We start from the raw sequence: 23,090 nt of genomic DNA on the forward strand, positions 1-23,090 counted from the left end.
GCAGCCGCGGCCAGAAGCGGCAATTCGGTTACGGGTTGCCGGACCCGCCGTGGGCGCCGAACACAGTGCCGGTGGAGTAGCTGCTCTCGTCGGAGGCGAGGGTGACGTACAGCGAGGCCAGCTCGGCCGGCTGGCCGGCGCGGCCGAGCGGCGTATCCTGCCCGAACTCACCCATCTTGCCCGGCAGCTGCCCGCCGGCGACCTGTAGCGGCGTCCAGATCGGCCCTGGCGCGACGCCGTTCACGCGGATGCCGCGCTTGGCCATCTGCTTGGCGAGCCCCTTGGTGAAGATCAGCAGCGCGCCCTTGGTCGAGGCATAGTCGAGCAGCTCTTCGCCCGGATCATAGGAGTTCACCGACAGCGTGTTGATGATGACGGCGCCCGGCTTGAGCAGCGGGATGGCGGCCTTGCTGATGCGGAAGGTTGCATAGATATTTGTCTTGAAGGTGCGGTCGAATTGCTCGTCCGTGACGTCGAGAATGCTTTCCTCGCTCTGCTGGTAGGCGGCGTTGTTGACGACGATGTCGAGCCCGCCGAGCTGTTGCGCGGCCTGGCGTGGCAAGTTCTCGCAGAAGGCGCGCTCCTGCAGGTCCCCGGGAATCGCCACGGCCTTGCGGCCGGCCTGGCGGATCAGGTCGACGACCTCACGCGCGTCGGGCTCCTCCGTCGGGAAGTAGTTGATGGCGACGTCGGCACCCTCGCGAGCGAAGGCGATGGCGGCCGCCCGGCCGATGCCGCTGTCGCCCCCGGTTAGCAGCGCCTTGCGTCCGGCCAATCGGCCCGAGCCCTTGTAGCTGCGTTCGCCATGGTCAGGTCGCGGGTTCATGTCGCGGGCCAGCGCCGGCCAGGGCTGGCGCTGCTCGGGGAATGGCTCTGAACGGTACTTGGTCTGAGGGTCGGTCAAGGGCACGGGGCGGCCTCCGGCGGAGCGGGTCTGGGCCAAGGCTGGGGCGGCCGTGACCAGCGTTCCAACGGCGGCGGCGCCAAGGACGTCGCGGCGGGTGGTAGGAAAGGTCATGGCGGGGCACTCGGCGGGCGGAAGCTATCTGAACCGCCCGGCGGCACCCCGGTTCAAATCGTTTCGGCCCCCCCGCCGCTAGAGATTACAACAGGCCCTGGGCACGCAGGCTGACGCGGCCGCGGGCGCCGACGATCACATGGTCGTGCACGGTAACTTTCATGTGTCGTCCGGCGTCCACCAGGTCGCGGGTCAGGCGGATGTCGGCCTGACTTGGGGTCGGGTCGCCGCTCGGGTGATTGTGGACGATGATGATGGCGCTGGCGCCGAGCGTGATGGCGCGGGCCATCACCTCGCGCACATGGACCGCTGCCTCGTCAACCGAGCCACGCCACATCGCCTCGTTCGACAAGAGCATGTTCTTGCCATTGAGGAACAACACCCGGACCTGCTCGACCAATTCGTGGGCCATGGTGGCATGGAGGTAATCGCCAAGCGCGTCCCAGCTGGACAGCACGGGGCGTTCCTCCATCTTTGTTTCAAGCAGGCGTTCGGCCGTTGCCCGGGCGATCGCCAACGCGCCGACGACCGGTTCGGACAGGCCCTCGCGAAGCAGGACCTCGGGCGGGGTGCCGAGCAGCCGGCCTATCCCGCCGTAGGTCGCAAGCAGCTCCTTCGCCTTCTTCTTCGTGTCGACCCGGGGCAGCCCAGTTGTCAGCAGATATTCAACCAGCTCGTGGTCAAGCAGCGTGTCGCCGCCTCCCTGCAGCAGGCGTTCGCGGAGGCGGCCGCGGTGGCCTTGAGTGTCGTCCGGCTTGTCGCCCATGTGCCACAGGTTAGGCGGGAAGCTCCTGACTGTGCAATGAAGATCGTGCCGCTCGCGGAACGGGTGGCGGGCAGCAAGGTTCTTGAGCGACGAATGAGTGAAGCGGACTGAATGAGCGAACGTCCGGACCAGCAGGAGCGGCCGGAGGAGGTGGTGGTCGTCCGGCGTCGCCGTTGGCCGCGCCTGCTCGGCTTTGCCTTGCTTGGACTGCTTGGGTTGCTGCTGATCGCGGTTGGGGTAGTGTGGACGCAGCGGCGTCCGATTGCGTCCGACATCCTGCGGCGGGAGATGACCCGGCGTGGCGTTCAGGCGAGCTACAAGCTCGACCGCGTTGGTCTTCGGACGCAGCAGATCAGCAACCTCGTCATCGGTGATCCGCGCAGGCCGGACCTGACCGCCCGACTGGCGCAGGTACAGATGCGAATCCGGCTGAACGGTCGGGTGGAGATCTTCCGCGTGGTGGCGCGCGGGGTCCGGCTGAACGGGCGGTTCGTCAACGGCAAGGTCAGCTGGGGCCAGATCGACAAGCTGCTGCCACCGCCGTCGGGCAAGCCCTTCCAGCTACCGGACATTTCTGTGGACGTGGCGGATACGTCGATTGCGCTGGCGACCCCGTTCGGGCCGCTTGGTATAGCTCTGGAGGGCTCTGGTAACCTGACCGGCGGCTTTCGCGGACGGTTGGCGGCGGCAAGCCCGGGGCTCGATCCGGGACGTTGCACGCTGGACGGGATGCGCGCAACGGTGGCGGTGGCGGTGAACGCGCGCCGGCCGAAGGTCAGCGGCCCACTGTCGGCTACGCGCCTGTCGTGCCCGGCCAGCAACCTGGCGGTCGGCCAGCCGCGCTTCGACCTGGACGTGGCGTTCACAGAGGCGCTTGACCGGTTCATTGGCAAGTCGCGGATGAGCGCGTCCGGCATCACTGCCGGAGTCAACGCGCTGGCCGGGATCAACGGGGAAGTGAGCTTCGCGGGAAACCCGACCCGGGCGCTCGGCAAGGTGCGGCTGGCGGCGAGTGGCGCGCGGCTTGCGCAGATCACCGCTGACCGGACCCGCCTCAACGGCAGCTATCTGCTGAACGCGTCCAAAGGCGAGATCACCCTCGTGTCGGACTATGCGGCGCAAGGCGTCGCGCTGGCGCCTGCCATCACTGCCGGGCTGACCGGAGCGTTGAACGGGGCCAAGGAAACGCCAGTCGAACCGCTGGCGGCCGCCCTACGGCAGGCAGTGGGCGATGCTACCCGCAGCATGGCGGCGCAAGGATCGCTGCGGCTGGTCAATTTCGCTGGCGGGGGCGCGGTACGGGTCGAGACCGCCAATGTTCGAAGTGCCAGCGGCGCGCGCATCCAGGTCGGCGGCGGTGACGGGATCACTTATTACTGGCCGAGCGGGCGGTTGCGGATCGACGGCAACATCGCGACGGAAGGCGGCGGCCTGCCGACGGCGCGGGTGGCGCTGAGTCAGCCTCGCAACGGTGCGCCCGTGAGTGGCCGGGCGGAGATCGCACCTTACGCCGCGGGTGGCGCCCGGCTGGCGCTGGCGCCGATCCGCTTTGCGGCGCAGCGCAATGGCGGCACTGCGATCGACACGGTGGTCGTACTAGACGGGCCGCTCTCGGGCGGCGCGGTGCGCGGCCTTCGGGTACCGGTTAACGGCAGCTTCGGGCCAAACGGTGCCCTGGAGTTCGGACGAGGCTGCACGCCGGTGAGCTTCGCATCGCTGCAGCTCGGCGCACTGCAGCTTGGGCGCAACAGCATCCCCGTATGCGCGCTGGGCCGGGCGATCATCACCCGGCAGAGCAATGGCGAGATCGCCCTCCGAGCATTCGCCAATCGGCTGGCGCTAGCCGGTCGCCTCGGGAACTCGCCGTTCGCCCTGCAAGCGGCACGCGTGGCGATGACGGGGTCGCAGAACTTCGACCTCGATCAGCTGGCACTACGCATGGGTGATCCCGCCGCACCCATCCGGCTGAATGCCGCCGACCTCAAGGGTAGTTTCGGGGGCAGCGGGATCAGCGGCACCTTCGCGGGCGCAGACGGCGTGATCGGCCGAGTACCGATCCGCATGACGGAGATGGGTGGCAATTGGCTGTTCTATAAGAGCCGCCTGACGGTGAACGGCGCGCTGACCGCCAACGACATTGGGGCTGACCCGCCGCGCTTCTACGCACTGCACAGCAACGATGTGCGGTTCACCCTGGCCGACAACCTGATCACGGCTACTGGCACCCTGCGGCACCCGGGAACGGGCACGGCGGTGGCGGACGTCAACATCCGTCACCAGCTCTCGAACGGCGTTGGCGGGGCGCGGCTGGACGTGCCCGGCATCCGCTTCGCCGTCGGCGGGCTGCAGCCCGAGCAGCTGACCCGCTTGTCGGAAGGGGTGGTCGCGCTGGTCAACGGCACGGTCACGGGGCAGGGCCGAATCAACTGGAGCGGCAGCGGGCCGGTGACCTCGACCGGCGAGTTCTCGACCGACAACATGGACCTCGCGGCCGCCTTTGGCCCGGTGACTGGGCTCAAGGGCACGATCCGCTTCTCCGACCTGCTCGGGCTAGAGACCGCGCCCGGTCAGACCCTGTCGATCGCGCAGCTCAACCCGGGCATCGTGGTGGAGAATGGTACGGTCCGCTACCAGTTGCTGTCGGGCCAGTTGATCAAGATCGAGGAAGGGCGCTGGCCCTTCATGGGCGGCGAGCTGATCCTCCAGGAGACGGTGCTCAACGTCGGCCGGCCGAGCCCCAAGCGGCTGACCTTCCGCGTGGTCGGGCTTGATGCCAACCAGTTCGTGCAGAGCTTCGGGTTCAAGGAGATCGGCGCCGAGGGCGTGTTCGACGGCGTGCTGCCGATGATCTTCGATGAGAATGGCGGCCGGATCGTCGGCGGGCGGCTCGATTCGCGACTGCCCGGCGGGCGGCTGACCTACAATGGGGTGATCAACAAGGCGAACCTCGGCACGGCCGGCAACCTCGCGTTCGAGGCGCTCCGCGACCTGCGTTTCCGGTCGATGATCATCCGCCTGGACGGCGACTTGGCCGGGGAGTTCGGCACCAGGCTGACGATCGATGGCGTGGCGCTGGCGGGCACCACGCGGACCCAGCGGTTCATCCGCGGCGTGTTCAACGTGCCGCTCAAGTTCAATGTCAGCATTCGTGGGCCGTTCCGCGCGCTGATCGCCACCGCCAAGTCGATGCGCGACCCGCGATCGCTCATCTCCACCACCTTCGAGATCCCGCTCGACGGCGTGCCGGGAATCACCTCCGAGGTGCGCCGGCGGGAAGAAGACACCACCCAAACCCAGACCCCCGTCGACGAGACGGTCACCCCAGCGAGGTAGCGCCCATGAACTTGTCCCCAAGCCTGCTCGCGGCGGCCGTGCTGATCCCGGCCTGCACGGGCTGCATCAGCGTGAAGACGCCGGAGAAACCGATCGAGATCAATCTCAACGTCGCCATCCGTCAGGAAGTGCTGGTGCGGATGCAGCGCGACGTGGAGACGCTGATCAACCAGAACCCGGACGCGTTCCCGCAGGGGCAGCAGCCCGGCACACCCTCCACGACCACGCCGCCGCGAACGCCGGGTAGCAGTCGATGAGGCTGGCCGTGCTTGGGGCGGCCCTGGTGGCGGCGCCGCTGGCCGCTCAGGTCGGCCCGGCCGCGCTGCTGGAGGCGCGGGCGCAGGGCGTGGTCGGCGAGCGCTACGATGGTTATCTGGGCTATGCGCGCGAGCCGGGAAGCAATGCCGCGCGGGTCCAGACAGAGGCGGTGAACATCCGCCGCCGCGCGCTTTATTCGAGCTTCGCCAGCCGGCGCGGCGTCAGCCCGCAGGAAGTTGGGATCACGGCGGGCTGCACGCTGCTGGGGCGGGTGCAAGCGGGCGAGAGCTATATGCTGAGCGACGGAATGTGGCGGCGCCGCGCCGCGGGCGAGGAGGCGCCGGTACCGGACTATTGCACGGGCGGTTGAGGCTCGAACGACGATCGATATTCGGGCTTGAGCCGCGCCAGCATGGCGGCGGTGAGTGGCAGGCCAATCTCGTAGCTGCCCTCCGCATAGGGTCCGGCCACATAGGGGTCGGCGATGACCAGCACGCGGTCGAAGCGGCCGTTCTTGTTGCTGTCGGCCAGGACGAGGCTAACGTCTTTGAGGGGCGGGCAGTCGCCGAACAGGTCGGAGCGCTTCACAGGCTCCTGACGCCGCTTGGTGCGCTCGCGATCGAGTAGGGTGCAGAAGGGCTGGCGGATGGCGCCGTCCCACCAGCCGGAGCGCTGCAGCAGCGTGTTCAGCGTCACCTCGCGGGCGAGCCGGCGGTCCCACAGGAGCGACTTGATACCGGTGTTGCCGTGCGCGCCGCCCGTGAAGCTGTAGGTCAGCGAGGACAGCGACAGCAATCGCGTGCCCGCACCGGCGGTGGTCCAGCTCCGGTCGAAGGCATAAGGGAGCCGCGGATCCTGCCGCGCCATGACCGCGTAGCGGCGGCGCTGCTGCGCTGCATCGGTTCGAAACCGGCGGTCCAGGGCAGTCACGGCCGCGGCCTCTGTCGACCACTTGTACGAGAAGTCGAGGTACTTGTCCTTGCTCGCAATGGTGGTTGCGACGGCGGCGGCGAGCAGAAGCAGCATGACCTTCTTGTACCGGGCGATCGGTTCGGCAGCCAGTCCGCACGGTTGACCTGTGCGCCCTCGCTGCTAAAGGGGCGGCGCCTTGGCGGGCTTGTCGGCCGCCATGTTCCTTGCCTTACGCGACGTTTGCGCGACTTTTGCCGCGCCGCCGCGCACATGAGGGAGACGGGGTCATGGTGGAAGAGGAGCCCGGACAGGATCCGAAGTCGTCACCGGACGCGCGGCTGGACCGCCTCGAGGAGAGGTTGTCCAAGGTGCAGCGGCAGGAGGACGCCAGGATCGGCAAGGCACAGCCGGCGGACGCCAACGAGCAGCTTGGCCAGCGGGTGCTGGCGACGCTGATCGGAGGCATCGTCGGAGGCACGCTGATCGGGTGGGCGCTAGATCGCCTGCTGGGCACGTGGCCTTTGCTCTTCATCTCGCTGATGGTGCTCGGCACCGCCAGCGGGTTCTGGAGCATCATCAAGATGTCGAACGCGAACGGGAAGAAGGACCGCTAAGTGGCCGCCGAATCGGGCAAGATCGATCCGATGCACCAGTTCCAGGTCGAACCGCTGTTCGGCCATGACTGGACCATCGCGGGCCACTCGATCGCGTTCACCAACAGTTCGCTATGGATGCTGCTGACGCTGGCGGTCATTTGGCTGTTCATGCTGGGTGGCATGAAGCGGGAGCTCGTCCCCGGCCGCTGGCAAGTCGCCGTCGAGGGCGTCACCAACTTCGTCACGGACATGCTGGAAACGAACGTTGGCCCCAAGGGCCGCAAGTTTGTGCCCTATGTCTTCTCGCTGTTCATGTTCATCCTGGTGGCGAACGTGCTCGGCCTGCTGCCGTTCGGGATCATCCCCGGGGTGCATCCCTTCACCGTCACCAGCCACCTAACCGTCACGGCGGTGCTGGCGATCGTGTCCTTCTCGATCGTGCTGATCGTCGGCTTCGCCAAGCATGGCCTCCACTTCTTCAGCCTGTTCGTGCCGCACGGCGCGCCCTGGTGGATGATGCCGATCCTGATCCCGGTCGAATTCGTCTCCTTCATGGTGCGTCCGTTCAGCCTGGCGCTGCGACTGTTTGTGGCGATGACCGCCGGCCACATCCTGCTGAAGGTGCTGGCCGGGTTCGTGATCAACGGCCTGAACGCCGAAGCGCTGTGGGTCGCGCCGGTTGTCAGCCTTCCGTCGCTCATCCTGATGATCGGTATCAGCGCGCTGGAGCTGCTGGTTGCCGCCATCCAGGCCTACGTTTTCGCACTGCTGACGTCGCTGTACCTGAACGACGCCATCAACCTCCACTAATCACAACAAGACAAAGCAAAGGGAGTTTTTCAACATGGACGCAGAAGCCGCAAAGCTGCTCGGTGCCGGTCTGGCCGCCATCGGCGTGGGCATGGCCGCGCTGGGCGTGGGTAACGTGTTCGGCTCGTTCCTCGAGTCCGCGCTGCGTAACCCGGCCGCCGCCGACAGCCAGCAGGGTCGCCTGTTCATCGGCTTCGCCGCCGCCGAGCTGCTCGGCCTGCTGGCGTTCGTCGTGGCGATGATCCTGCTGTTCGTCGCCTAACTTTCTGACTGACACTCCTTAGGGGTCGGCCATGCCGCAGATCGCCCAAATCGGCGAAATCTACGCATCGCAGCTGTTCTGGCTGGCGATCATCTTCGGCGCGATCTTCCTGATCGTGGGTCTCGGCATGGTGCCGAAGATCCAGGGTACGGTGGACGCGCGCGATGCCCGGATCGCCGCCGACCTCAAGGAAGCGGCTTCGGCCCGCGAGAATGCGGACCGGCTGGAGGCGGGTTATCGCGAGGCGATGGACCGTAGCCGGGCCGACGCAGCGCGGCTTGCCGCCGAGGCCAAGGCAGAGGCTGCGCGGGCCACGGAGGCCCGGGTGGCCGAAGCGGACCGGTTTTCCGCCGGCAAGCTGGAGCTGGCCAGCAAGCGCATTGCCGAGGCGCGCAGCTCAGCCCAGGCCGAGATCGAAGCAGTCGCCGCTGAGGCGGCCGCCGCAATGGTGCAGCGGGTCGCTGGCCTGAGCGTCGACGAGAGCACCGCCCGTACCGCCGTTCAGCAGGAGCTCGTCCGTGGCTAATCCGCCGATCACCGAGAGCACCCACACCGAGGTGCAGGCGGGCTCCGAGCATCACGTCGACCCCAGCGCGCTGGGGTTCGATGCGACCATGCTGGTCGGGCTGGCCATGCTGGTGGTCGTGCTGCTGATGCTGTGGAAGAAGGTGCCCGGCGCCATTGGCAAGTCGCTGGACGCCAAGATCGCGACCATCCGCGCTCAGCTGGACGAAGCCGCCGAGCTGCGCCGTGAGGCGGAGGCGCTGAAGGCCGAGTACGAAGGCCGCTCGCGGGCTGCCGAGGGTGAGGCGGCGGCGATGGTCGAGCGTGCGCGGCACGAGGCCGAGGCCATTCGCGCCAAGGCCGAGACCGATGCCGCGGCGCTGGTCGAGCGGCGCACCCGGATGGCGGAAGACAAGATTGCCGCCGAGGAGCGCGCCGCGTTGCAGCAACTGCGTGCCACCGCCGCAGACGCTGCCAGCCGTGCTGCCGCCCGGATTATCGCCGAGCGGCACGACGGCGCGGCCGATAAGGCGGTCATCGACCAGGCGATTGCCGGCCTCGGCCGCTAAACCACTTAACTCGGCTGCGGGTTCACGCTGCCGCTTTCACCACCCTGCATCGCGGAGCCGCCCTCAGCGCTCTGATTGTGCTCTCCGCCCGGATCGGTCACTCCGCCGAGCGCCACGCTGGCGGCTTCGCCCTGATCGGAGCGGGAGACGTCAGCCAGGCTGACAATGCCCACCAGGCGCTCGCCGTCGTCGACGATGGCGATGCGGCGGACCTGCTCGTCGCTCATGAGGATGGCGACGGACTCGAGGTCATCGTCCTGGCGCGCTGTCACGGCACCTTCGGTCATCAGCTCGCGCACCGGTGTTTCGGGGCCGCGACCCTGGGCGACGCCGCGCACGGCGATGTCACGGTCGGTTATCATCCCGACCACCCGCTCGCCTTCGGTCACTGGAATGGCGCCGGCGTCGGCCCGGAGCATGAAGCCCGCGGCTTCCTGCGCGGTCGACTCAGGGCTGACGGTCTGGACATCGCGGCTCATCACTTCGCTGATCTTCTGCGGCATGGGATCCTCCTGGAGAGGACCTCCAACGCCTGGATCAGGGCACATTCTCCGTGAGAAGATCGTAGGTCGCGACAACTTCGTCTTTCTGGTTGAAGATCTCGACGGCCCAGCGGACGACGCCGGTCTCCTCGCTCTTGAGGCTCTTGGAGCGGACGGTCAGCTCCACGCGCATCGAATCGCCTGGGTAGAGCGGGGTCAGGAACCTGAGGTTCTCGAGCCCGGTGTTGGCGAGGACGGGGCCGGGCGCGGGGTCGACGAAGAGGCCCGCCGCGAAGCTCAGGATCAGGTAGCCATGGGCGACCCGGCCTTCGAAGATCGGCGAGGCCTTGGCCGCTTCCTCGTCCATGTGGGCGTAGAAGGTGTCGCCGGTGAAGTGAGCGAAGTGCTCGATGTCCTCCACTGACACAACGCGGCTGGCGGTCCGAAGCGTGTCGCCGATGGTCAACTCGCTCATTCGCTTGCGGAAGGGGTGGGTCTCGACGACGTGCTTGGGGCCGCCAGGGATGTACTGGTCGGTGATGGCGGCGATCATCGCGGGCGAGCCCTGGAGCGCGGTGCGCTGCATGTAGTGGGTGACGCCGCGGATGCCGCCCATCTCCTCGCCGCCGCCGGCACGGCCGGGGCCGCCGTGGGTAAGGACGGGCAGGGGCGAGCCGTGGCCCGTCGAGTCCTTGGCGTTGGTGCGGTCCAGCACCAGCATGCGGCCGTGGAAGCTGGCGGCGCCGAGAATGAACTCACGCGCAGCTTGCGGGGAGTAAGTGAACATCGAGAGGACCAAGCTGCCGCGGCCGCGGTTGGCGAGGCGGACGGCGTCGTCGAGGTCGCGGTAGGGCATCACGGTGCTGACCGGGCCGAACGGCTCCACGTCATGCGCGGCTTCGCAGGCCCAGGGATCGTCGGTGCGGAGTAGCAGCGGCGACAGGAACGCGCCGCCGTCCGGGCCGAGGCTGGCGTCGGGGTCGCCGGCCGCGACGCGGGCTCCGGCGGCGACGATCCGGCTGACGGCTTCGCGCACGCTGTCGCGCTGGGCGCGGCTGACGAGGGCGCCCATGCGGGTATCCTCGGCGCGCGGATCACCTACCTTCGTAGCAGCGAGCCGGTCGCGGATTGCGGCCTCGACCGCGTCGATGTGATCGGCCGGAGCAAGCGCGCGGCGGATGGCGGTGCACTTCTGGCCGGCCTTGACCGTCATTTCGTTGACGACTTCGCGAACGAACAGGTCGAACTCGGGCGTGCCAGGCGCAGCGTCGGGGCCGAGGACGGAGGCGTTGAGGCTGTCCTGTTCGGCAATGAACTTGACGCTCTCGCGCTGGATCGCGGGGTGGGTGCGGAGCTTGAGTGCGGTCGCGGCCGAGCCGGTAAAGCTGACCACGTCCTGGCCGGACAGGTGGTCGAACAGGTCGCCGACGCCGCCAACGATCAGCTGCACCGCGCCCGGTGGCAGGATGCCCGCTTCGATCATCACCTTGAACGCGGCTTCGGTCAGCCAAGCGGTCGCGCTGGCCGGCTTCACAATTGCGGGCACGCCGGCAAGCAGGGTAGGCGCGAGCTTCTCCAGCATGCCCCAGACCGGGAAGTTAAAGGCGTTGATGTGGACCGCGACGCCCTGCAGCGAGCTGAAGACGTGCTGACCGACGAATAGGCCCGACTTGGAGAGCGGCTCGATCTGCCCGTCCAGCAGGACGTGAGCGTCGGGCAGCTCGCGCCGGCCCTTGGACGAGAAGGACAGCAGGGTGCCCGCGCCGCCCTCGATGTCGATCCAGCCGTCCTTGCGGGTGCAGCCGGTCGCGTAGTTGAGCTCGTACAGCTCTTCCTTGCGGGCGAGGATGGCGAGCCCAAGCGCCTTCAGCATGCGAGCGCGTTCGTGAAAGGTCATGCGGCGCAGGGCGGGGCCGCCGACCTCGCGGGCGTAGGTCGCCATGGCTCCGAAATCGAGCCCGCCGGAACCAGTAAGCGCCACGGGCGAGCCGTCGATCGCGGACGGCAGCTCGGTCAGGCTGGCGGCATCGCCGGGAGTCCAGGAGTCGCGAGCATAGTTGAGCAGCTGGGGAGTCTTCATTGGTCCATCCATAGGTCGAGCGGCCGGACGGGCAAGCGGAGCCGTCACTAGCGAGCGGCGTTGTGCCAACCAATCGTCATGAGTCCACGAGCGCGCAACGATGCGGGCCGACACGGGTTCATGGCAATGCTGAGCCCGTTGGTGGAGAGTGGCCATGAGCACCCGCAACTTCGCGCTGATCTGGGGGATTGTTTTCCTGTTGATCGCGGCCACCGGGTTCATTCCCGGCCTGTTGCAGCCGCCCGGTTCGGGGCACCCCGACATGGCGGTGGATACCTTGTACGGGGATGCGCTGGGGCTGTTCCCCGTGAACGTCATCCATTCAGCACTGCATCTGTTGTACGGCGTCTGGGGCGTGGTGGCGGCGCGTAGCTGGGCTGGTGCACGCACCTACGCCCGGGTGGTGGCGGTGAGCTATGGCGCACTGGTGATCCTGGGGCTGATCCCGGGGATCAACACGCTGTTCGGGCTGGTGCCGATCTTTGGCCACGATGTGTGGCTGCATGGGTTGCTGGCGATCCCGGCGGCCTACTTCGGCTTCATGCATCGGGACAGGACCGGGCATGGGCACTCCGCAGACTTTGAGCAGCGCTGAGTTTCACCTTTTCTTGCAACTGGTAACCCGGCGCTAACCCTCGCGGCGTAAGCGAGCCATGGGCAGGGGAGCGCTGGAACGATGCGCTTCGATCGGGGTGACTACGACAGATGCGCAAGCGGCAAAGCATCAGGTGCAGCCTCAAGGGCGAAATCATCCTGCGCCGGTCGGCGGTCGCCCATTACCTCGTCGAGGTGCGCGACGTGTCGCGGCATGGCTGCCGCGTGGCCGTTGCCGACGTGCCCAAGCTGGACGAGCAGGTGATGATCCGGTTCGAAGGGCTGGAGCCGCTCCCGGCGACGGTCTGCTGGGTGCGCGCCTTTGACGTCGGAGTGGAGTTTGCCAGGCCGATCCATCCCGCCGTGTTCGACCACCTGACGCGCCAGTTCGGCGCGAGGTGCCCGGACGCGAGTTCGTACTAGCGTCCGGTGAACGTGGGGGAGCGCTTTTCAAGAAAGGCCGCGACTCCTTCCCGGTAGTCCGCGGTGAAGCCGAGGCGGCGCATCTCGTCGCGCTGAAGGTCGAGTTCCTGGTCGAGCGTGCGCTGCGAGCTGGTGCGGACGAGGTTCTTGATCGCGGCGAGGCCGAGCGGCGGGAGGCTGGCAAGCTTCTGCGCAAGCTTGTCGGTCTCGGCGTCCAGCGCGTCGTCGTCGACGCACTTCCAGATCAGGCCCCATGCGGCCGCCTGTTCGGCGGAGAGCGGCTCGCCGGTGAGGGCGAGGCCGAGGGCGCGGGCCTGGCCGACGAGGCGGGGGAGGTGCCAGCTGCCGCCGCTGTCGGGGATGAGGCCGAGCGCGGAGAAACTCTGGATGAACTTGGCGGAGCGGGCGGCGACGACCAGGTCGCAGGCCAGCGCAATGTTGGCGCCGGCGCCCGCCGCAACGCCGTTCACGCGGGCGATCACCGGCTGAGGGATGGTCGCCAGGCGGCGGACCAGCGGATTCCAGCTCTCCTCGACCGTCTCGCCGAGATCGACCGCCTCGCCCGGCGCAACGGCGCGATCGTTGAGGTCCTGACCCGCGCAGAAGCCGCGACCGGCCCCGGTGAGGACGATGACCCGCGCGTCGGCCGCCTGGTGCAGGGCGTCCGACAGCTCGCCGTGCATCTGGCGGGTGAAGCTGTTCAGCCGCTCGGGGCGGTTGAGGGTGATCCGGGCCACGTGGCCGGAATGATCGAGAAGAATGGTCTGGTAGGTCATGTCGCCATCAAGCGGGCTCGCCGACGCGCGGTCAAGCGCCGGGGGTCAGCGCGGCATGTTGGCCAGTATCTCCGCTTTCTCCTCAACCGTGCCGTCGCGCTCCGCGAAACGGAAGCCCTTGACCCGCTCGACCAGGATTTCTGACGGGGTCGGCTGCTGGGCGAACAGGCTGATCACCTCGTCGACGAATTCCGCCAGTGGCATGTAGCCGGGCCGCGTGGCCTGGCCAGGAGTGAGGTCGGTCTGCACGCCGGGCGGCACCAGTTCGATCACCTCTACCTTCCCCTTCAACCGGTTGCGGAGCGAGACGGTGTAGCTGTGCAGCGCAGCCTTGGTCGCCGAGTAGGTGGCGAACAGTGGCTGCGGCACGGTCGCGAGGCCCGAAGTGACGTTGACGATCACCGAGTCGGGCTGGGCCGAGAGATAATCGATCAGCGCGTCGATCAGGCGAATGGGGCCGAGCAGGTTGGTGGTGACGGTCGCCTCGGCGTCGCTGAGGTCGCGCCGGGACCGAGGGTCCTCCTGACGCATGATGCCGGCATTGTTGACCAGGACATTGAGCGCCGGAAAGCGATCAAGCAGGGTGGTGACGAAGGCGTCGGTCGCCGCACCGTCGGAGGCATCGAACTGGACCGGGTGGATGGACGGATTGCCCTGGGCGGTCTCCTCCAGCGCGTCGAGGCGGCGGCCGGCGATGATCACCGTGTTGCCGGCCTCTGCCCAGCGACGGGCGAGTTCGCGGCCGATGCCGCTGCCGCCACCGGTGAGGAGGATGGTGTTGCCGCTGGTCTTCATGGGTTCGCTCCCGGTCGATGGTCCGGGTCGACACATAGGGGCGCCTTCGTGCGTTTGAACCGGCGGCCCTGAAGCACTAAATGGAAATCATGTACACGACCGAACTCAGCAAGCCCGGCGCCACCGTGCAGCCGATCGCGCCACAGGAAGACCCGGAGCTGCTCGCGGCGTTCGAGGCGCGGGTCGCGGCGGACGAGTTCATCGAGCCCAAGGACTGGATGCCGGAGGCTTATCGCAAGACGCTGACGCGGCAGATCAGCCAGCATGCGCACAGCGAGATCGTCGGCATGCTGCCGGAGGGCAACTGGATCACGCGGGCGCCGAGCCTGCGGCGCAAGGCCATCCTGCTTGCCAAGGTGCAGGACGAGGCAGGCCATGGCCTGTACCTCTACTGCGCGGCCGAGACGCTGGGCACCAGCCGGGAAGAGATGATCGAGGCGCTGCATTCGGGCAAGGCGAAGTACTCGACCATCTTCAACTATCCGACTTTGACTTGGGCGGACATCGCGGCGATCGGCTGGCTGGTCGACGGCGCGGCGATCATGAATCAGGTGCCCCTGCAGCGGACCAGCTACGGGCCCTATGCACGGGCGATGGTCCGGGTGTGCAAGGAGGAGAGCTTCCACCAGCGCCAGGGCTATGAGGCGATGACGGAGCTGGCGAACGGCACGCCCGAGCAGAAGCGGATGGCGCAGGACGCGTTCAACCGCTGGTGGTGGCCTTCGCTGATGATGTTCGGGCCGCCGGACGAGAACTCGCCCAACACGGCGCAGTCCTTGCGGTGGCGGATCAAGCGCGAGACGAATGACGAGCTGCGGCAAAAGTTCGTCGACATCACCGTGCCGCAGGCGGAGTTCCTGGGGCTGACCGTGCCCGATCCCGAGCTCAAGTGGAACGAAGCCAAGGGCGGCTACGACTTCGGCGAGATCGACTGGGAGGAGTTCTACGCGGTGGTGCGAAGCGAGGGCCCGGTCGCGAGGGAGCGGATCACCGCCCGGCGCGAGGCTTGGACCCAGAACGCCTGGGTGCGCGAGGCCGCCGCGGCGCACGAGGCCAAGCGGCGGAGCCGGGCGGCGGCTTGAGCCACCGGCGGTTCGTGCCTATCGGTCGCGGCGGGTAGGAGAAAGCCGTGTCCGATTGGCCGTTGTGGGAAGTGTTCGTGCGGGCGAAGGGCGGGCTTGCCCATCGCCACGTCGGGTCGGTCCATGCGCCCGATGCCGAGCTGGCGCTGCGCCATGCGCGCGACACCTACACCCGGCGGCAGGAAGGCGTGAGCCTTTGGATCGTGCGTTCGGCCGACATCGTCGCCAGTGACCCCGACCAGGCCGGTGAGCTGTTCGAGCCGGCGGCCGACAAGGTCTACCGTCACCCGACCTTCTACGAGATCCCCGACGAAGTGAAGCATATCTGATGCCGTCGCTTCCCCCGATCAGGCCCGAGGACGAGGCGGTCGCCGAGAAGCTGCGGCCGGCGGGCGCGTTCGATGCGCCTAGCGACGCGCACGATCCGGTGCGTGCGGGTTACCTGCTGCGGTTGGGTGACGATGCGCTGATCCTCGGGCAGCGCCTGAGCGAGTGGTGCGGGCATGCGCCGAGCGTCGAGGTGGACCTGAGCCTGGCCAACCTGTCGCTGGACTTGATCGGGCAGGCGACCCTGTTCCTGGCCGAAGCGGGCGACGCGGACCGGCTGGCGTTCAAGCGCGACGTGCTGGACTTCCGCAATTGCTGGCTCGTGGAGCAGCCGAACGGCGACTTCGCGCGGACCATGGTCCGGCAGCTGCTGTTCTCAACCTGGCAGCACATGTTGTACCAGCGGCTGACGGCGAGCTCGGACGCGGCGGTCGCGGGCATCGCCGCCAAGGGCGTTAAGGAAGTGGCCTACCATCGCGAACTGGCGGCCGAGTGGGTCGTGCGGCTGGGCGACGGAACGGACGAGAGCCGGGCCCGGACGGTGGACGGGCTGGACTGGTGCTGGCGGTTCGTACCGGAACTGTTCGAGGTGGACGAGGAACTGGCGGCAGCGGTCCAGGCGGGTATCGCGGCGGATCCGCGGAGCTTCGAGGAGGAATATAGGGCGGCGGTCGGTGCGGTGTTGGCCGACGCCACGCTGCCGTTGCCCAAGGACCAGCGCGCGATCGTGGGCGGTCGGCGCGGGCACCATAGCGAGCATCTGGGGCACCTGCTGGCGATCATGCAGTATCTGCCGCGCACCTATCCGGACGCGAAATGGTGACCAAGGACTTCCACACGCTCAAGGTCGCGGAAGTGGTAGCGGAGACGGACGAGGCCCGCTCCATCCGCTTCGCCGTGCCGCCGGAGCTTGCGGACCTGTACCGTTTCCGAGCGGGCCAGCATCTGACGCTGCGGACGGTGATCGGCGGCGAGGACGTGCGGCGTAACTACTCGCTGTGCACGGCGCCGGACGACGGCGAGCTCAAGGTCACGGTGAAGCAGATCGCCGGCGGGGCGTTCAGCAACTGGGTGGCGCGGGAGTTGAAGGCTGGCGACGAGCTTGACGTCATGCCGCCGCACGGGTCGTTCACCATCGACTTCGGCGCGTCCGACGGGCGGCGATTCGTGGCGTTTGCGGGCGGATCGGGTATCACTCCGATCATGAGCCTGGTGCGCACCGCGCTGAAGGCCGAACCGAATGGCCGGTTCACCCTGTTCTACGGCAACCGGGATGCGAACTCGATCATCTTCCTGGAGCAGCTGGCGGCGCTGAAGGACCGGTACCTGGGTCGGTTCGAGCTGTTCCATCTGCTGTCGGACGAGGAGGGCGACGTCGAGCTGCTCAACGGCATGCTCGACCGGGCGACGTGTGAACGCGTTATCGAGGCGTTCGTGACTGAGCCGCAAGATGTTGACGCCTGGTTCGTCTGCGGACCCGGGCCGATGATGGAGGCGGCCGAGGCGGCGATGCTCAGCCGCGGGGTCGACGCCGACCGGATCCACATCGAGCGGTTCACGGCCGGGCGGCCGTCCGCGGCGTTGGCGGCGGAGATGGCGCAGCTGCAGCAGGCCGCCTCGGGCCTGCAGATGAGCGTCACCATTGACGGGCGGACCCGGCGGGTGCCGTTCGACGGCAGCAACATCCTGGATGCGGCGCGGGCCAGCGGGTTGCCGGCGCCGTTCGCCTGCAAGGCGGGCGTGTGCGCCACCTGCCGCGCGCGAGTAACTGCGGGTGAGGTCAGCATGGCCGCGCGCTATGGCCTGACCGACGAGGAGATCGACGCCGGTTACGTGCTGACCTGCCAGTCGGTGCCCAAAGGCGAGGGCGTGGCGGTGGATTACGACGCGTAACGGCGCTACGGCGGCCCCATGCTCACCACACCCACGCCCAAGGGCATCGCCGATCTGGAACCGGTCGTCAGCGACTCGCTGCTGGCCCTCATCGGACTGATCGCCGCCGATCCCCGGACCGACAAGATCGACGTGGGGGTTGGCGTATTCCGGGACGGGGCGGGCACGACACCTATCCCGGCCAGCGTCAAGGAAGCCGAGCGCCGGCTTGTCGCGAACCAGGAGACCAAGGCGTACCTGGGCGGGTGGGGCGACCGGGGCTTCACCGCGGCGCTGCGGCCGATCGTGCTGGGCGGCCACGCTGGCGACGCGCGGATCGCGGGCGTGCAGACGCCGGGTGGATGCGGCGCGCTGTTCCTCGCGACGCGGCTGATCAAGCTGGCGAGGCCCGAGGCGCGGGTGCTGGTGGGAACGCCGACCTGGCCGAACCATCCGCCGCTGCTGAAAGGCGCAGGGCTGGAGACGGTCGAGTACCGCCATTATGACTTCGAGGCACGACGCATCGATTTCGAGGCGCTGCGACGGGCGGCCGAGCAGGCCAACGTCGGCGACGTGCTGCTGCTGCACGGCTGCTGCCACAACCCGACCGGTGCGGACCTTGGCGAGGAGCAGTGGCGGGAAGTGGCCGCCATTGCCAGCGAGCGGCGGCTGACCCCGCTGATCGACCTTGCCTACCAAGGGTTTGGGCGCGGGCTGGACGAGGATGCCTATGGCGTCCGGGTGATGCTGGACGCGTGCGACGAGGTGCTGATCGCGCAGAGCTGCGACAAGAATTTCGGCGTTTATCGCGACCGGGTCGGCAGCATGTGGCTGAAAACCGGCAGCGAGCAGGCGACGGCTAATGCCATGGCGCACGTGCTGCAGATCGCGCGCGAGGCCTGGTCGATGCCACCTGACCATGGCGCGGCGACGGCGCGGATCGTGCTGGAGGACTCAGGCCTGCGCCAGCAGTGGCTGGGCGAAGTGGCGGCGATGCGCGACCGGATCAACGCGGTGCGCCGGCGCATCGCGGACAGCGATCCGCGGCTAGCTTACATCGCCAACGAGTTCGGCATGTTCTCCATGATGCCGCTGTCCAAGGCGCAGGTGGTGGGGCTGCGGGAGAAGCACGGCATCTACATGGCGGACAGCGGCCGGTTCAACGTGGTCGGCATGGCGGACGCGGACATCGACCGGTTCTGCGCGGCGGTGGTCGAGGCGCTCGATGGCTGACGCGGACCCCGCCTTTTGCGGGACGGAGGTCGACTGGCGCGAGGTGGCGCGGCTGGTGCTGACCAGCCGGGAGATGGACCGGATCGAGGAGGAAGAGCTCGTTCCGGCGAAGAAGGTGCTCTATCAGTTCAGCGCGCGCGGGCATGACCTGGCGCAGGTGCTGCTGGGATTGAAGCTACGCGATGGCGATGCCGCGTGCGGCTACTATCGCAGCCGTCCGCTGTTGCTGGCATTGGGCGTGCCGCTGGCCGATGCGCTGGGGTCCGGCATGGGCCGGGCCGGTGGCTATTCGGGCGGCCGGGATATCGGCGTGGTGTTCAACTACCCCAATCCGGGCGGTGCGCATGCCCTGCCGATGAGCGGCGGCGTTGGCGCGCAATATACGCCGGCGGCGGGCTGGGCGCAGGCGATCAAGTACAAGGCCGAGGTGCTGAAGGGCGAGGGCCTGGGCAACATCGCGTTGGTGCTGGGCGGGGATGCGAGCTGCGCGACCGGCGGCTTCTGGTCGGCGCTGACCATCGCGACGACCCAGCAATTGCCGCTGCTGATGTATGTCGAGGACAATGGCTACGGCATTTCCGTGCCGTCGACCTACCAGACGCCGGGTCAGGACATCGCCGCCAACCTGGCGAGCTTCAAGGGGCTGACGATCTTCAATGGCGACGGCACCAACCCGGTCGAGGCAGCGCGGCTGATCGACCAGGCGGTGGCGCATGTGCGGTCCGGTCGGCCGGCGCTGCTGCGGCTGACGGTGCCGCGGCTGGAGGGGCACAGCTACCAGGACACGCAGACCTACAAGTCGGAAGAGGTGATCGCCGCCGAGTGGGCGCGCGATCCGCTGCCGAAGCTCAAGGCGCATTGCGCCGAGCGGCAGATCGGCGACGCGGACTGGAGCGAGATCGAGCAGCGGGTCGAGTGGGAAGTCGGGCAGGCTCGGGGCGAAGCGGAAGCTCGTCCGGTGTTGCCGGTCGAGCAGGTCGCGGACGATGTGTTCTTCTCGGGCCGGCATTCGGTGGTGGGCGGACGTGCCGGGCTGGAGCTGGACGGCACGCATGACCAACCCCGGCCGGAGGGGCAGCGGATCAACATGGTCACCGCCATCCGCCGGGTGCTTGAAGGGGAGCTCAGCGCTAATCCACGCATGTGCGTTTTCGGCGAGGACGTCGGGCCCAAGGGCGGCGTTCATGCAGTGACGCTGGGGCTGCAGGAGCGGTTCGGCGTCAGCCGTGTGTTCGATACCTCGCTGAACGAGGAAGGGATCGTCGGGCGCGCGGCGGGGATGGCGATGGCCGGGCTGCTGCCAGTGCCGGAGATCCAGTTCCGCAAATATGCCGAGCCGGCGACCGAGCAGATCAACGATATCGGGACCATGCGCTGGCGCACGGCCAACCGCTTCGCGGCGCCGATGGTGCTGCGCGTGCCGGGCGGCTTCTTCAAGTGCGGCGACCCCTGGCACAGCCAGACCAACGAAGTGCAGTTCGTGCACAATCCGGGCTGGCTCGTGGCGGTGCCGAGCAACGCCGAGGACGCCGTCGGGCTGCTGCGGAGTGCGCTGCGCGGGAATGATCCGGTGCTGTTCTTCGAACATCGGGCGATGCTGGACGACAGCTGGGCGCGGCGGCCGTGGCCGGGCGACGATTACGTGCTGCCGTTCGGACGGGCGAAGAAGACGCGGGACGGCGAGCGCATCACGATCGTGACCTGGGGCGCGATGGTGCCGCGGTGCGAGGCGGCGGCGGAAGGCGTGAGCGCGGACGTGATCGACCTGCGCACGCTGATGCCGTGGGATCGGGACATGGTGCTGGACAGCGTGCGGCGCACCCGGCGTTGCCTGATCGTGCACGAGGACCTGCGAACCGGCGGGTTCGGCGCGGAGATTGCGGCGGTGGTGGCGGACGAAGCGTTCCTGGACCTGGATGCGCCGGTCGCGCGGGTGACCATGCCGGACATCCCGAGCCCGCATCATCCGAGCCTGCTGGAAGCGGCGGTGCCGAGCGTCGAACGGATTCGGGCCGAGATCGACCGACTTGTGGGTTTCTGATGCAATGGTGGCGCGCGAATGCCGGCTGGGCGACACTCGGTCTGACGTTGGCGCTCTGCATTGCCGGTTTGGCATTCGGTGTGTCGGCGATGGAAGTGCTGGGCGTGTTCCTGTTCGGCCTGGTGCTCACCACGGTGAACAGCCTGAAGCGGAAGGGCGAGTGAGTTGATCGAAGTCCGGGTTCCTGACGAGCAGGAAGGCACCAAGGCCGTTGTCCGCGCGTGGCTGAAGCAGGTGGGCGAGACCGTCGCGGAGAACGACCCGCTGGTGGAGCTCGAGACCGACAAGGTGACCCAGGAGGTGCCGGCGCCGGCGGCAGGGGTGCTGAGCGAGATACTGCTCGACACGGATGCGGAAGCGGTGCCCGGGGCGCTGCTGGGGCGGATCAGCGCTGGCGCGGAGAGCGGCGGTCTTGAAGAGGCGTCGAACGCCGGGACGGAAGAGCGCCCTTCGAGTGCGCCGCTTGTAGCGGCTCCGCTCAGGACCAGCGACGGTGGCCAGCGCGAGACGCGGCTGTCGCCATCGGTGCGGCGCGCTTTGCTGCAGCATGACATCGACCCGAGCCGCATCAAGGGCACGGGGCGCGATGGGCGGATCACCCGCGAAGACGTGGACCGGGCGGTCGGCGCGGCGACGGTCAGCCATGTCGACACGGGCGACAAGCCGATCGCGCAGCCGCGGGTGAGCGAGGCAAACTGGACGGACGTGCCGCACGACCGCATGCGCCGGACGATTGCGGAGAACATGGTGCGGGCGGTGCAGGACGCGCCGCACGTCACCGCGCTGTTCGAGGCGGATTTCAGCGCCATCACCGCGCACAAGCGGGCGCTGGCCGCGCGCGGCGTGAAGCTGAGCTACACTGCTTACCTGGTGAAGGCGGCGGCAGAGGCAATGGCGGCGGCGCCAGCGATCAACGGGCGGTGGGAAGCGGACCGCATCGCGATTGCGCCGACGGTGGACATCGGGGTCGGCACGGCGCTGGGCGAGAAGGGCCTGGTGGTGCCGGTGGTGCGCGATTGCGGCCGGTTGAGCGTGGAGGAGATCGGCGCGCGGCTGGACGACCTGACCGGGCGGGCACGCGACGGGCGGCTCGAGCGATCGGACGTGGCCGGCGGTAGCTTCACGATCTCCAACCATGGCGTGTCGGGCTCGCTGCTGGCGGCGCCGATCATTCTGCACCAGGGGCAGGCGGCGATCCTTGGCGTGGGCAAGTTGCAGAAGCGCGTGGTGGTGCGCGAAGTCGATGGAGCGGACGTGATCGCGATCCGGCCGATGGCGTACGTGACGCTGACCATCGATCACCGGGTGGTCGACGGGCACCAGACGAACGCTTGGCTTACCCGCTTCGTCGACGTGCTGGAAAGCTGGCCGAACACAGCCCCGTAACGACCGGAACGCCCCTCCTGCCTACCCGTTGGATGGCCGGAATAGGAGAGGCGTTCGATGGCCCAGGAGATCAAAGACAACGACGAGCGCGACGACGCCGTGGTTGAGAACAACCGCCGCGAGGTCGAGCGTGCGGCTAGCCAAGGCCCAGACGAAATCAGCGATCGCGAGATAGAAGCGCGTGCCAAGCGGGCGCTGGATGGCGACCGGGAGCAAGGCATACGCCGCTCTGCGGCTCGGGATCACGACGACCGCAAGTACCATGACCGCGGGGACCGCAATGGCGGCGGATCGAACCGCGCGCTGATCGGGCTTGGGCTTGGCCTGGCGACTGCCGGCGCGGCGGCGTTCTTCTTCGCCAAGAGCCGCGAGGACGATATCGGCGACGGGCCGCTGTTGAGCGACGCGCCGGACCATGTGCTGCGCGGCAAGGCGTTGCAGAAGGCGCGCAACACGGAGCCGGGCACGGCACTGGTCGGGCGCACGGTCACGGTGAACAAGCCCAAGCAGGAGTTGTACGCGGTCTGGCGCGACTTCACCCGCTTCCCCGAGTTCATGGATAACGTCCGCCAGATCACCAAGATCGACGAGCAACGGTCGGAGTGGCTGATCGAAGCGCCGGCGGGCGCGACGGTCCAGGTGAGGACACGGATCGTCGAGGACGAGCCCGGCAACACCATCGCCTGGGTCAGCGAACCCGACAGCCAGATCGAGACCGCCGGCCGGGTCGAGTTTGCCGACGCGCCCCCGGGCCGCGGGACGTACGTCCGGCTGGTGATGCGCTACACGCCGCCAGCGGGAACGTTGGGCCGGATGGTCGCCAAGGTGATGCAGCGCGAGCCGCAGGTGCAGGCGCGCCGGGACCTCAATCGCTTCAAGTCGCTGATGGAAACCGGCGAAATCGCCACCAACGCGTCCCCGTCGGGCCGCAAGTCGGAATCGCCCACCGAGGCCCGAGTCTAGGAGTTCAG

Annotated in this window: 26 protein-coding genes; 19 read left to right on the forward strand and 7 right to left on the reverse strand. The window is 68.1% G+C overall.

Going from position 1 to position 23,090, the window contains the following annotated elements; genetic code table 11:
• Positions 1–28 precede the first annotated feature (28 nt).
• Together OMW55_RS03335 and radC are read right to left on the reverse strand one after the other, a co-directional pair.
• On the reverse strand, positions 29–1,018 hold the full coding sequence (locus OMW55_RS03335) for an SDR family oxidoreductase (RefSeq protein WP_264880801.1): 990 nt from the start codon (positions 1,016–1,018) through the stop codon (positions 29–31).
• A gap of 85 nt (positions 1,019–1,103) precedes the next feature.
• Positions 1,104–1,784: a RadC family protein gene (gene radC, locus OMW55_RS03340; protein WP_264880803.1), complete on the reverse strand. Its 681-nt coding sequence runs from the start codon at positions 1,782–1,784 to the stop codon at positions 1,104–1,106.
• A gap of 111 nt (positions 1,785–1,895) precedes the next feature.
• On the opposite strand from radC, the gene OMW55_RS03345 reads away from it, so the two are divergent.
• The 3 genes from OMW55_RS03345 to OMW55_RS03355 are packed head-to-tail and all read left to right on the forward strand — an operon-like array spanning position 1,896 to position 5,745.
• Positions 1,896–5,117 (forward strand): YdbH domain-containing protein, encoded by a 3,222-nt coding sequence (locus OMW55_RS03345; protein WP_264880805.1) that lies wholly within the window; start codon positions 1,896–1,898, stop codon positions 5,115–5,117.
• Between the two features lie 5 nt (positions 5,118–5,122).
• Positions 5,123–5,374 (forward strand): YnbE family lipoprotein, encoded by a 252-nt coding sequence (locus tag OMW55_RS03350; protein WP_264880806.1) that lies wholly within the window; start codon positions 5,123–5,125, stop codon positions 5,372–5,374.
• Positions 5,371–5,745, forward strand: coding sequence for a YdbL family protein (locus OMW55_RS03355; protein ID WP_264880808.1), 375 nt, complete (start codon positions 5,371–5,373; stop codon positions 5,743–5,745). The genes OMW55_RS03350 and OMW55_RS03355 overlap by 4 nt, the downstream gene beginning before the upstream one ends.
• Here OMW55_RS03355 and OMW55_RS03360 read toward each other — a convergent pair.
• On the reverse strand, positions 5,727–6,401 hold the full coding sequence (locus tag OMW55_RS03360) for a DUF4163 domain-containing protein (protein ID WP_264880809.1): 675 nt from the start codon (positions 6,399–6,401) through the stop codon (positions 5,727–5,729). The two genes, OMW55_RS03355 and OMW55_RS03360, sit on opposite strands and share 19 nt — an antisense overlap.
• Before the next feature lie 173 nt (positions 6,402–6,574).
• On the opposite strand from OMW55_RS03360, the gene OMW55_RS03365 reads away from it, so the two are divergent.
• From OMW55_RS03365 to OMW55_RS03385, 5 genes are read left to right on the forward strand one after another with little or no spacing between them, the layout of a single operon-like run.
• Entirely contained in the window at positions 6,575–6,901 is a 327-nt protein-coding gene (locus OMW55_RS03365) for an AtpZ/AtpI family protein (protein WP_264880810.1), read from the forward strand.
• Complete coding sequence (locus OMW55_RS03370; protein WP_264880812.1) at positions 6,902–7,693, forward strand: F0F1 ATP synthase subunit A; 792 nt, start codon at positions 6,902–6,904, stop codon at positions 7,691–7,693.
• A 34-nt stretch (positions 7,694–7,727) separates the two neighbouring features.
• On the forward strand, positions 7,728–7,955 hold the full coding sequence (locus OMW55_RS03375; protein ID WP_129383163.1) for a F0F1 ATP synthase subunit C: 228 nt from the start codon (positions 7,728–7,730) through the stop codon (positions 7,953–7,955).
• Between the two features lie 31 nt (positions 7,956–7,986).
• Positions 7,987–8,481: a F0F1 ATP synthase subunit B family protein gene (locus tag OMW55_RS03380; RefSeq protein WP_264880814.1), complete on the forward strand. Its 495-nt coding sequence runs from the start codon at positions 7,987–7,989 to the stop codon at positions 8,479–8,481.
• Positions 8,474–9,028 carry a F0F1 ATP synthase subunit B family protein gene (locus tag OMW55_RS03385; RefSeq protein WP_264880816.1) on the forward strand — a complete coding sequence of 185 codons (555 nt, stop codon included), beginning with the start codon at positions 8,474–8,476 and terminating at the stop codon, positions 9,026–9,028. Before OMW55_RS03380 ends, OMW55_RS03385 begins: the two co-directional genes overlap by 8 nt.
• Positions 9,029–9,033: 5 nt before the next feature.
• On the opposite strand, the gene OMW55_RS03390 is transcribed toward OMW55_RS03385, so the two are convergent.
• Positions 9,034–9,531: a CBS domain-containing protein gene (locus tag OMW55_RS03390; RefSeq protein ID WP_264880818.1), complete on the reverse strand. Its 498-nt coding sequence runs from the start codon at positions 9,529–9,531 to the stop codon at positions 9,034–9,036.
• 34 nt (positions 9,532–9,565) lie between these two features.
• The gene (paaZ, locus tag OMW55_RS03395; protein WP_264880820.1) at positions 9,566–11,590 is read right to left on the reverse strand and encodes a phenylacetic acid degradation bifunctional protein PaaZ; all 2,025 of its coding nucleotides are present in this window, start codon (positions 11,588–11,590) and stop codon (positions 9,566–9,568) included.
• A gap of 154 nt (positions 11,591–11,744) precedes the next feature.
• Here paaZ and OMW55_RS03400 point away from each other — a divergent pair, with 154 nt between their 5' ends.
• Together OMW55_RS03400 and OMW55_RS03405 are read left to right on the forward strand one after the other, a co-directional pair.
• Positions 11,745–12,185 (forward strand): DUF4383 domain-containing protein, encoded by a 441-nt coding sequence (locus OMW55_RS03400; RefSeq protein WP_264880822.1) that lies wholly within the window; start codon positions 11,745–11,747, stop codon positions 12,183–12,185.
• A gap of 110 nt (positions 12,186–12,295) precedes the next feature.
• Positions 12,296–12,607 (forward strand): PilZ domain-containing protein, encoded by a 312-nt coding sequence (locus tag OMW55_RS03405; RefSeq protein WP_264880823.1) that lies wholly within the window; start codon positions 12,296–12,298, stop codon positions 12,605–12,607.
• Here OMW55_RS03405 and paaG read toward each other — a convergent pair.
• Together paaG and OMW55_RS03415 are read right to left on the reverse strand one after the other, a co-directional pair.
• The gene (gene paaG, locus OMW55_RS03410) at positions 12,604–13,383 is read right to left on the reverse strand and encodes a 2-(1,2-epoxy-1,2-dihydrophenyl)acetyl-CoA isomerase PaaG (RefSeq protein WP_264880825.1); all 780 of its coding nucleotides are present in this window, start codon (positions 13,381–13,383) and stop codon (positions 12,604–12,606) included. The genes OMW55_RS03405 and paaG overlap by 4 nt on opposite strands.
• A 45-nt stretch (positions 13,384–13,428) precedes the next feature.
• A complete protein-coding gene (locus tag OMW55_RS03415; RefSeq protein WP_264880827.1) occupies positions 13,429–14,178 on the reverse strand; it encodes an SDR family oxidoreductase in 750 nt (249 codons plus the stop codon).
• A gap of 80 nt (positions 14,179–14,258) precedes the next feature.
• Between OMW55_RS03415 and paaA the strand changes: the two genes are divergently transcribed.
• From paaA to OMW55_RS03460, 9 genes are read left to right on the forward strand one after another with little or no spacing between them, the layout of a single operon-like run.
• Positions 14,259–15,260, forward strand: coding sequence for a 1,2-phenylacetyl-CoA epoxidase subunit PaaA (gene paaA / locus OMW55_RS03420; RefSeq protein WP_264880829.1), 1,002 nt, complete (start codon positions 14,259–14,261; stop codon positions 15,258–15,260).
• 47 nt (positions 15,261–15,307) lie between these two features.
• Entirely contained in the window at positions 15,308–15,589 is a 282-nt protein-coding gene (gene paaB / locus OMW55_RS03425; protein ID WP_264880831.1) for a 1,2-phenylacetyl-CoA epoxidase subunit PaaB, read from the forward strand.
• Positions 15,589–16,410 carry a 1,2-phenylacetyl-CoA epoxidase subunit PaaC gene (gene paaC, locus OMW55_RS03430; protein ID WP_264880832.1) on the forward strand — a complete coding sequence of 274 codons (822 nt, stop codon included), beginning with the start codon at positions 15,589–15,591 and terminating at the stop codon, positions 16,408–16,410. Before paaB ends, paaC begins: the two co-directional genes overlap by 1 nt.
• Complete coding sequence (locus OMW55_RS03435; protein WP_264880833.1) at positions 16,404–17,480, forward strand: ferredoxin--NADP reductase; 1,077 nt, start codon at positions 16,404–16,406, stop codon at positions 17,478–17,480. The genes paaC and OMW55_RS03435 overlap by 7 nt, the downstream gene beginning before the upstream one ends.
• Positions 17,481–17,498: 18 nt before the next feature.
• Positions 17,499–18,692: an amino acid aminotransferase gene (locus tag OMW55_RS03440; RefSeq protein ID WP_264880835.1), complete on the forward strand. Its 1,194-nt coding sequence runs from the start codon at positions 17,499–17,501 to the stop codon at positions 18,690–18,692.
• Positions 18,685–20,733: an alpha-ketoacid dehydrogenase subunit alpha/beta gene (locus tag OMW55_RS03445; protein ID WP_264880838.1), complete on the forward strand. Its 2,049-nt coding sequence runs from the start codon at positions 18,685–18,687 to the stop codon at positions 20,731–20,733. The genes OMW55_RS03440 and OMW55_RS03445 overlap by 8 nt, the downstream gene beginning before the upstream one ends.
• Entirely contained in the window at positions 20,733–20,897 is a 165-nt protein-coding gene (locus OMW55_RS03450; protein WP_264880839.1) for a hypothetical protein, read from the forward strand. Before OMW55_RS03445 ends, OMW55_RS03450 begins: the two co-directional genes overlap by 1 nt.
• Position 20,898: 1 nt before the next feature.
• Complete coding sequence (locus OMW55_RS03455) at positions 20,899–22,119, forward strand: dihydrolipoamide acetyltransferase family protein (RefSeq protein ID WP_264880841.1); 1,221 nt, start codon at positions 20,899–20,901, stop codon at positions 22,117–22,119.
• 57 nt (positions 22,120–22,176) lie between these two features.
• On the forward strand, positions 22,177–23,082 hold the full coding sequence (locus OMW55_RS03460) for an SRPBCC family protein (RefSeq protein WP_264880843.1): 906 nt from the start codon (positions 22,177–22,179) through the stop codon (positions 23,080–23,082).
• The last annotated feature ends 8 nt before the right edge of the window (positions 23,083–23,090 follow it).

Source organism: Sphingomonas arvum, from assembly GCF_026013565.1.
GTDB classification, from domain to species: domain Bacteria; phylum Pseudomonadota; class Alphaproteobacteria; order Sphingomonadales; family Sphingomonadaceae; genus Sphingomicrobium; species Sphingomicrobium arvum.

What these genes read in the sequence shown, in the direction of transcription:
- OMW55_RS03335 (WP_264880801.1), bottom strand. Translation starts at nt 1,018, where the DNA reads ATGACCTTTCCTACCACCCGCCGCGACGTCCTTGGCGCCGCCGCCGTT.
- radC (WP_264880803.1), bottom strand. Translation starts at nt 1,784, where the DNA reads ATGGGCGACAAGCCGGACGACACTCAAGGCCACCGCGGCCGCCTCCGC.
- OMW55_RS03345 (WP_264880805.1), top strand. Translation starts at nt 1,896, where the DNA reads ATGAGCGAACGTCCGGACCAGCAGGAGCGGCCGGAGGAGGTGGTGGTC.
- OMW55_RS03350 (WP_264880806.1), top strand. Translation starts at nt 5,123, where the DNA reads ATGAACTTGTCCCCAAGCCTGCTCGCGGCGGCCGTGCTGATCCCGGCC.
- OMW55_RS03355 (WP_264880808.1), top strand. Translation starts at nt 5,371, where the DNA reads ATGAGGCTGGCCGTGCTTGGGGCGGCCCTGGTGGCGGCGCCGCTGGCC.
- OMW55_RS03360 (WP_264880809.1), bottom strand. Translation starts at nt 6,401, where the DNA reads ATGCTGCTTCTGCTCGCCGCCGCCGTCGCAACCACCATTGCGAGCAAG.
- OMW55_RS03365 (WP_264880810.1), top strand. Translation starts at nt 6,575, where the DNA reads ATGGTGGAAGAGGAGCCCGGACAGGATCCGAAGTCGTCACCGGACGCG.
- OMW55_RS03375 (WP_129383163.1), top strand. Translation starts at nt 7,728, where the DNA reads ATGGACGCAGAAGCCGCAAAGCTGCTCGGTGCCGGTCTGGCCGCCATC.
- OMW55_RS03380 (WP_264880814.1), top strand. Translation starts at nt 7,987, where the DNA reads ATGCCGCAGATCGCCCAAATCGGCGAAATCTACGCATCGCAGCTGTTC.
- OMW55_RS03390 (WP_264880818.1), bottom strand. Translation starts at nt 9,531, where the DNA reads ATGCCGCAGAAGATCAGCGAAGTGATGAGCCGCGATGTCCAGACCGTC.
- paaZ (WP_264880820.1), bottom strand. Translation starts at nt 11,590, where the DNA reads ATGAAGACTCCCCAGCTGCTCAACTATGCTCGCGACTCCTGGACTCCC.
- OMW55_RS03400 (WP_264880822.1), top strand. Translation starts at nt 11,745, where the DNA reads ATGAGCACCCGCAACTTCGCGCTGATCTGGGGGATTGTTTTCCTGTTG.
- OMW55_RS03405 (WP_264880823.1), top strand. Translation starts at nt 12,296, where the DNA reads ATGCGCAAGCGGCAAAGCATCAGGTGCAGCCTCAAGGGCGAAATCATC.
- paaG (WP_264880825.1), bottom strand. Translation starts at nt 13,383, where the DNA reads ATGACCTACCAGACCATTCTTCTCGATCATTCCGGCCACGTGGCCCGG.
- OMW55_RS03415 (WP_264880827.1), bottom strand. Translation starts at nt 14,178, where the DNA reads ATGAAGACCAGCGGCAACACCATCCTCCTCACCGGTGGCGGCAGCGGC.
- paaA (WP_264880829.1), top strand. Translation starts at nt 14,259, where the DNA reads ATGGAAATCATGTACACGACCGAACTCAGCAAGCCCGGCGCCACCGTG.
- paaC (WP_264880832.1), top strand. Translation starts at nt 15,589, where the DNA reads ATGCCGTCGCTTCCCCCGATCAGGCCCGAGGACGAGGCGGTCGCCGAG.
- OMW55_RS03435 (WP_264880833.1), top strand. Translation starts at nt 16,404, where the DNA reads ATGGTGACCAAGGACTTCCACACGCTCAAGGTCGCGGAAGTGGTAGCG.
- OMW55_RS03440 (WP_264880835.1), top strand. Translation starts at nt 17,499, where the DNA reads ATGCTCACCACACCCACGCCCAAGGGCATCGCCGATCTGGAACCGGTC.
- OMW55_RS03445 (WP_264880838.1), top strand. Translation starts at nt 18,685, where the DNA reads ATGGCTGACGCGGACCCCGCCTTTTGCGGGACGGAGGTCGACTGGCGC.
- OMW55_RS03450 (WP_264880839.1), top strand. Translation starts at nt 20,733, where the DNA reads ATGCAATGGTGGCGCGCGAATGCCGGCTGGGCGACACTCGGTCTGACG.
- OMW55_RS03460 (WP_264880843.1), top strand. Translation starts at nt 22,177, where the DNA reads ATGGCCCAGGAGATCAAAGACAACGACGAGCGCGACGACGCCGTGGTT.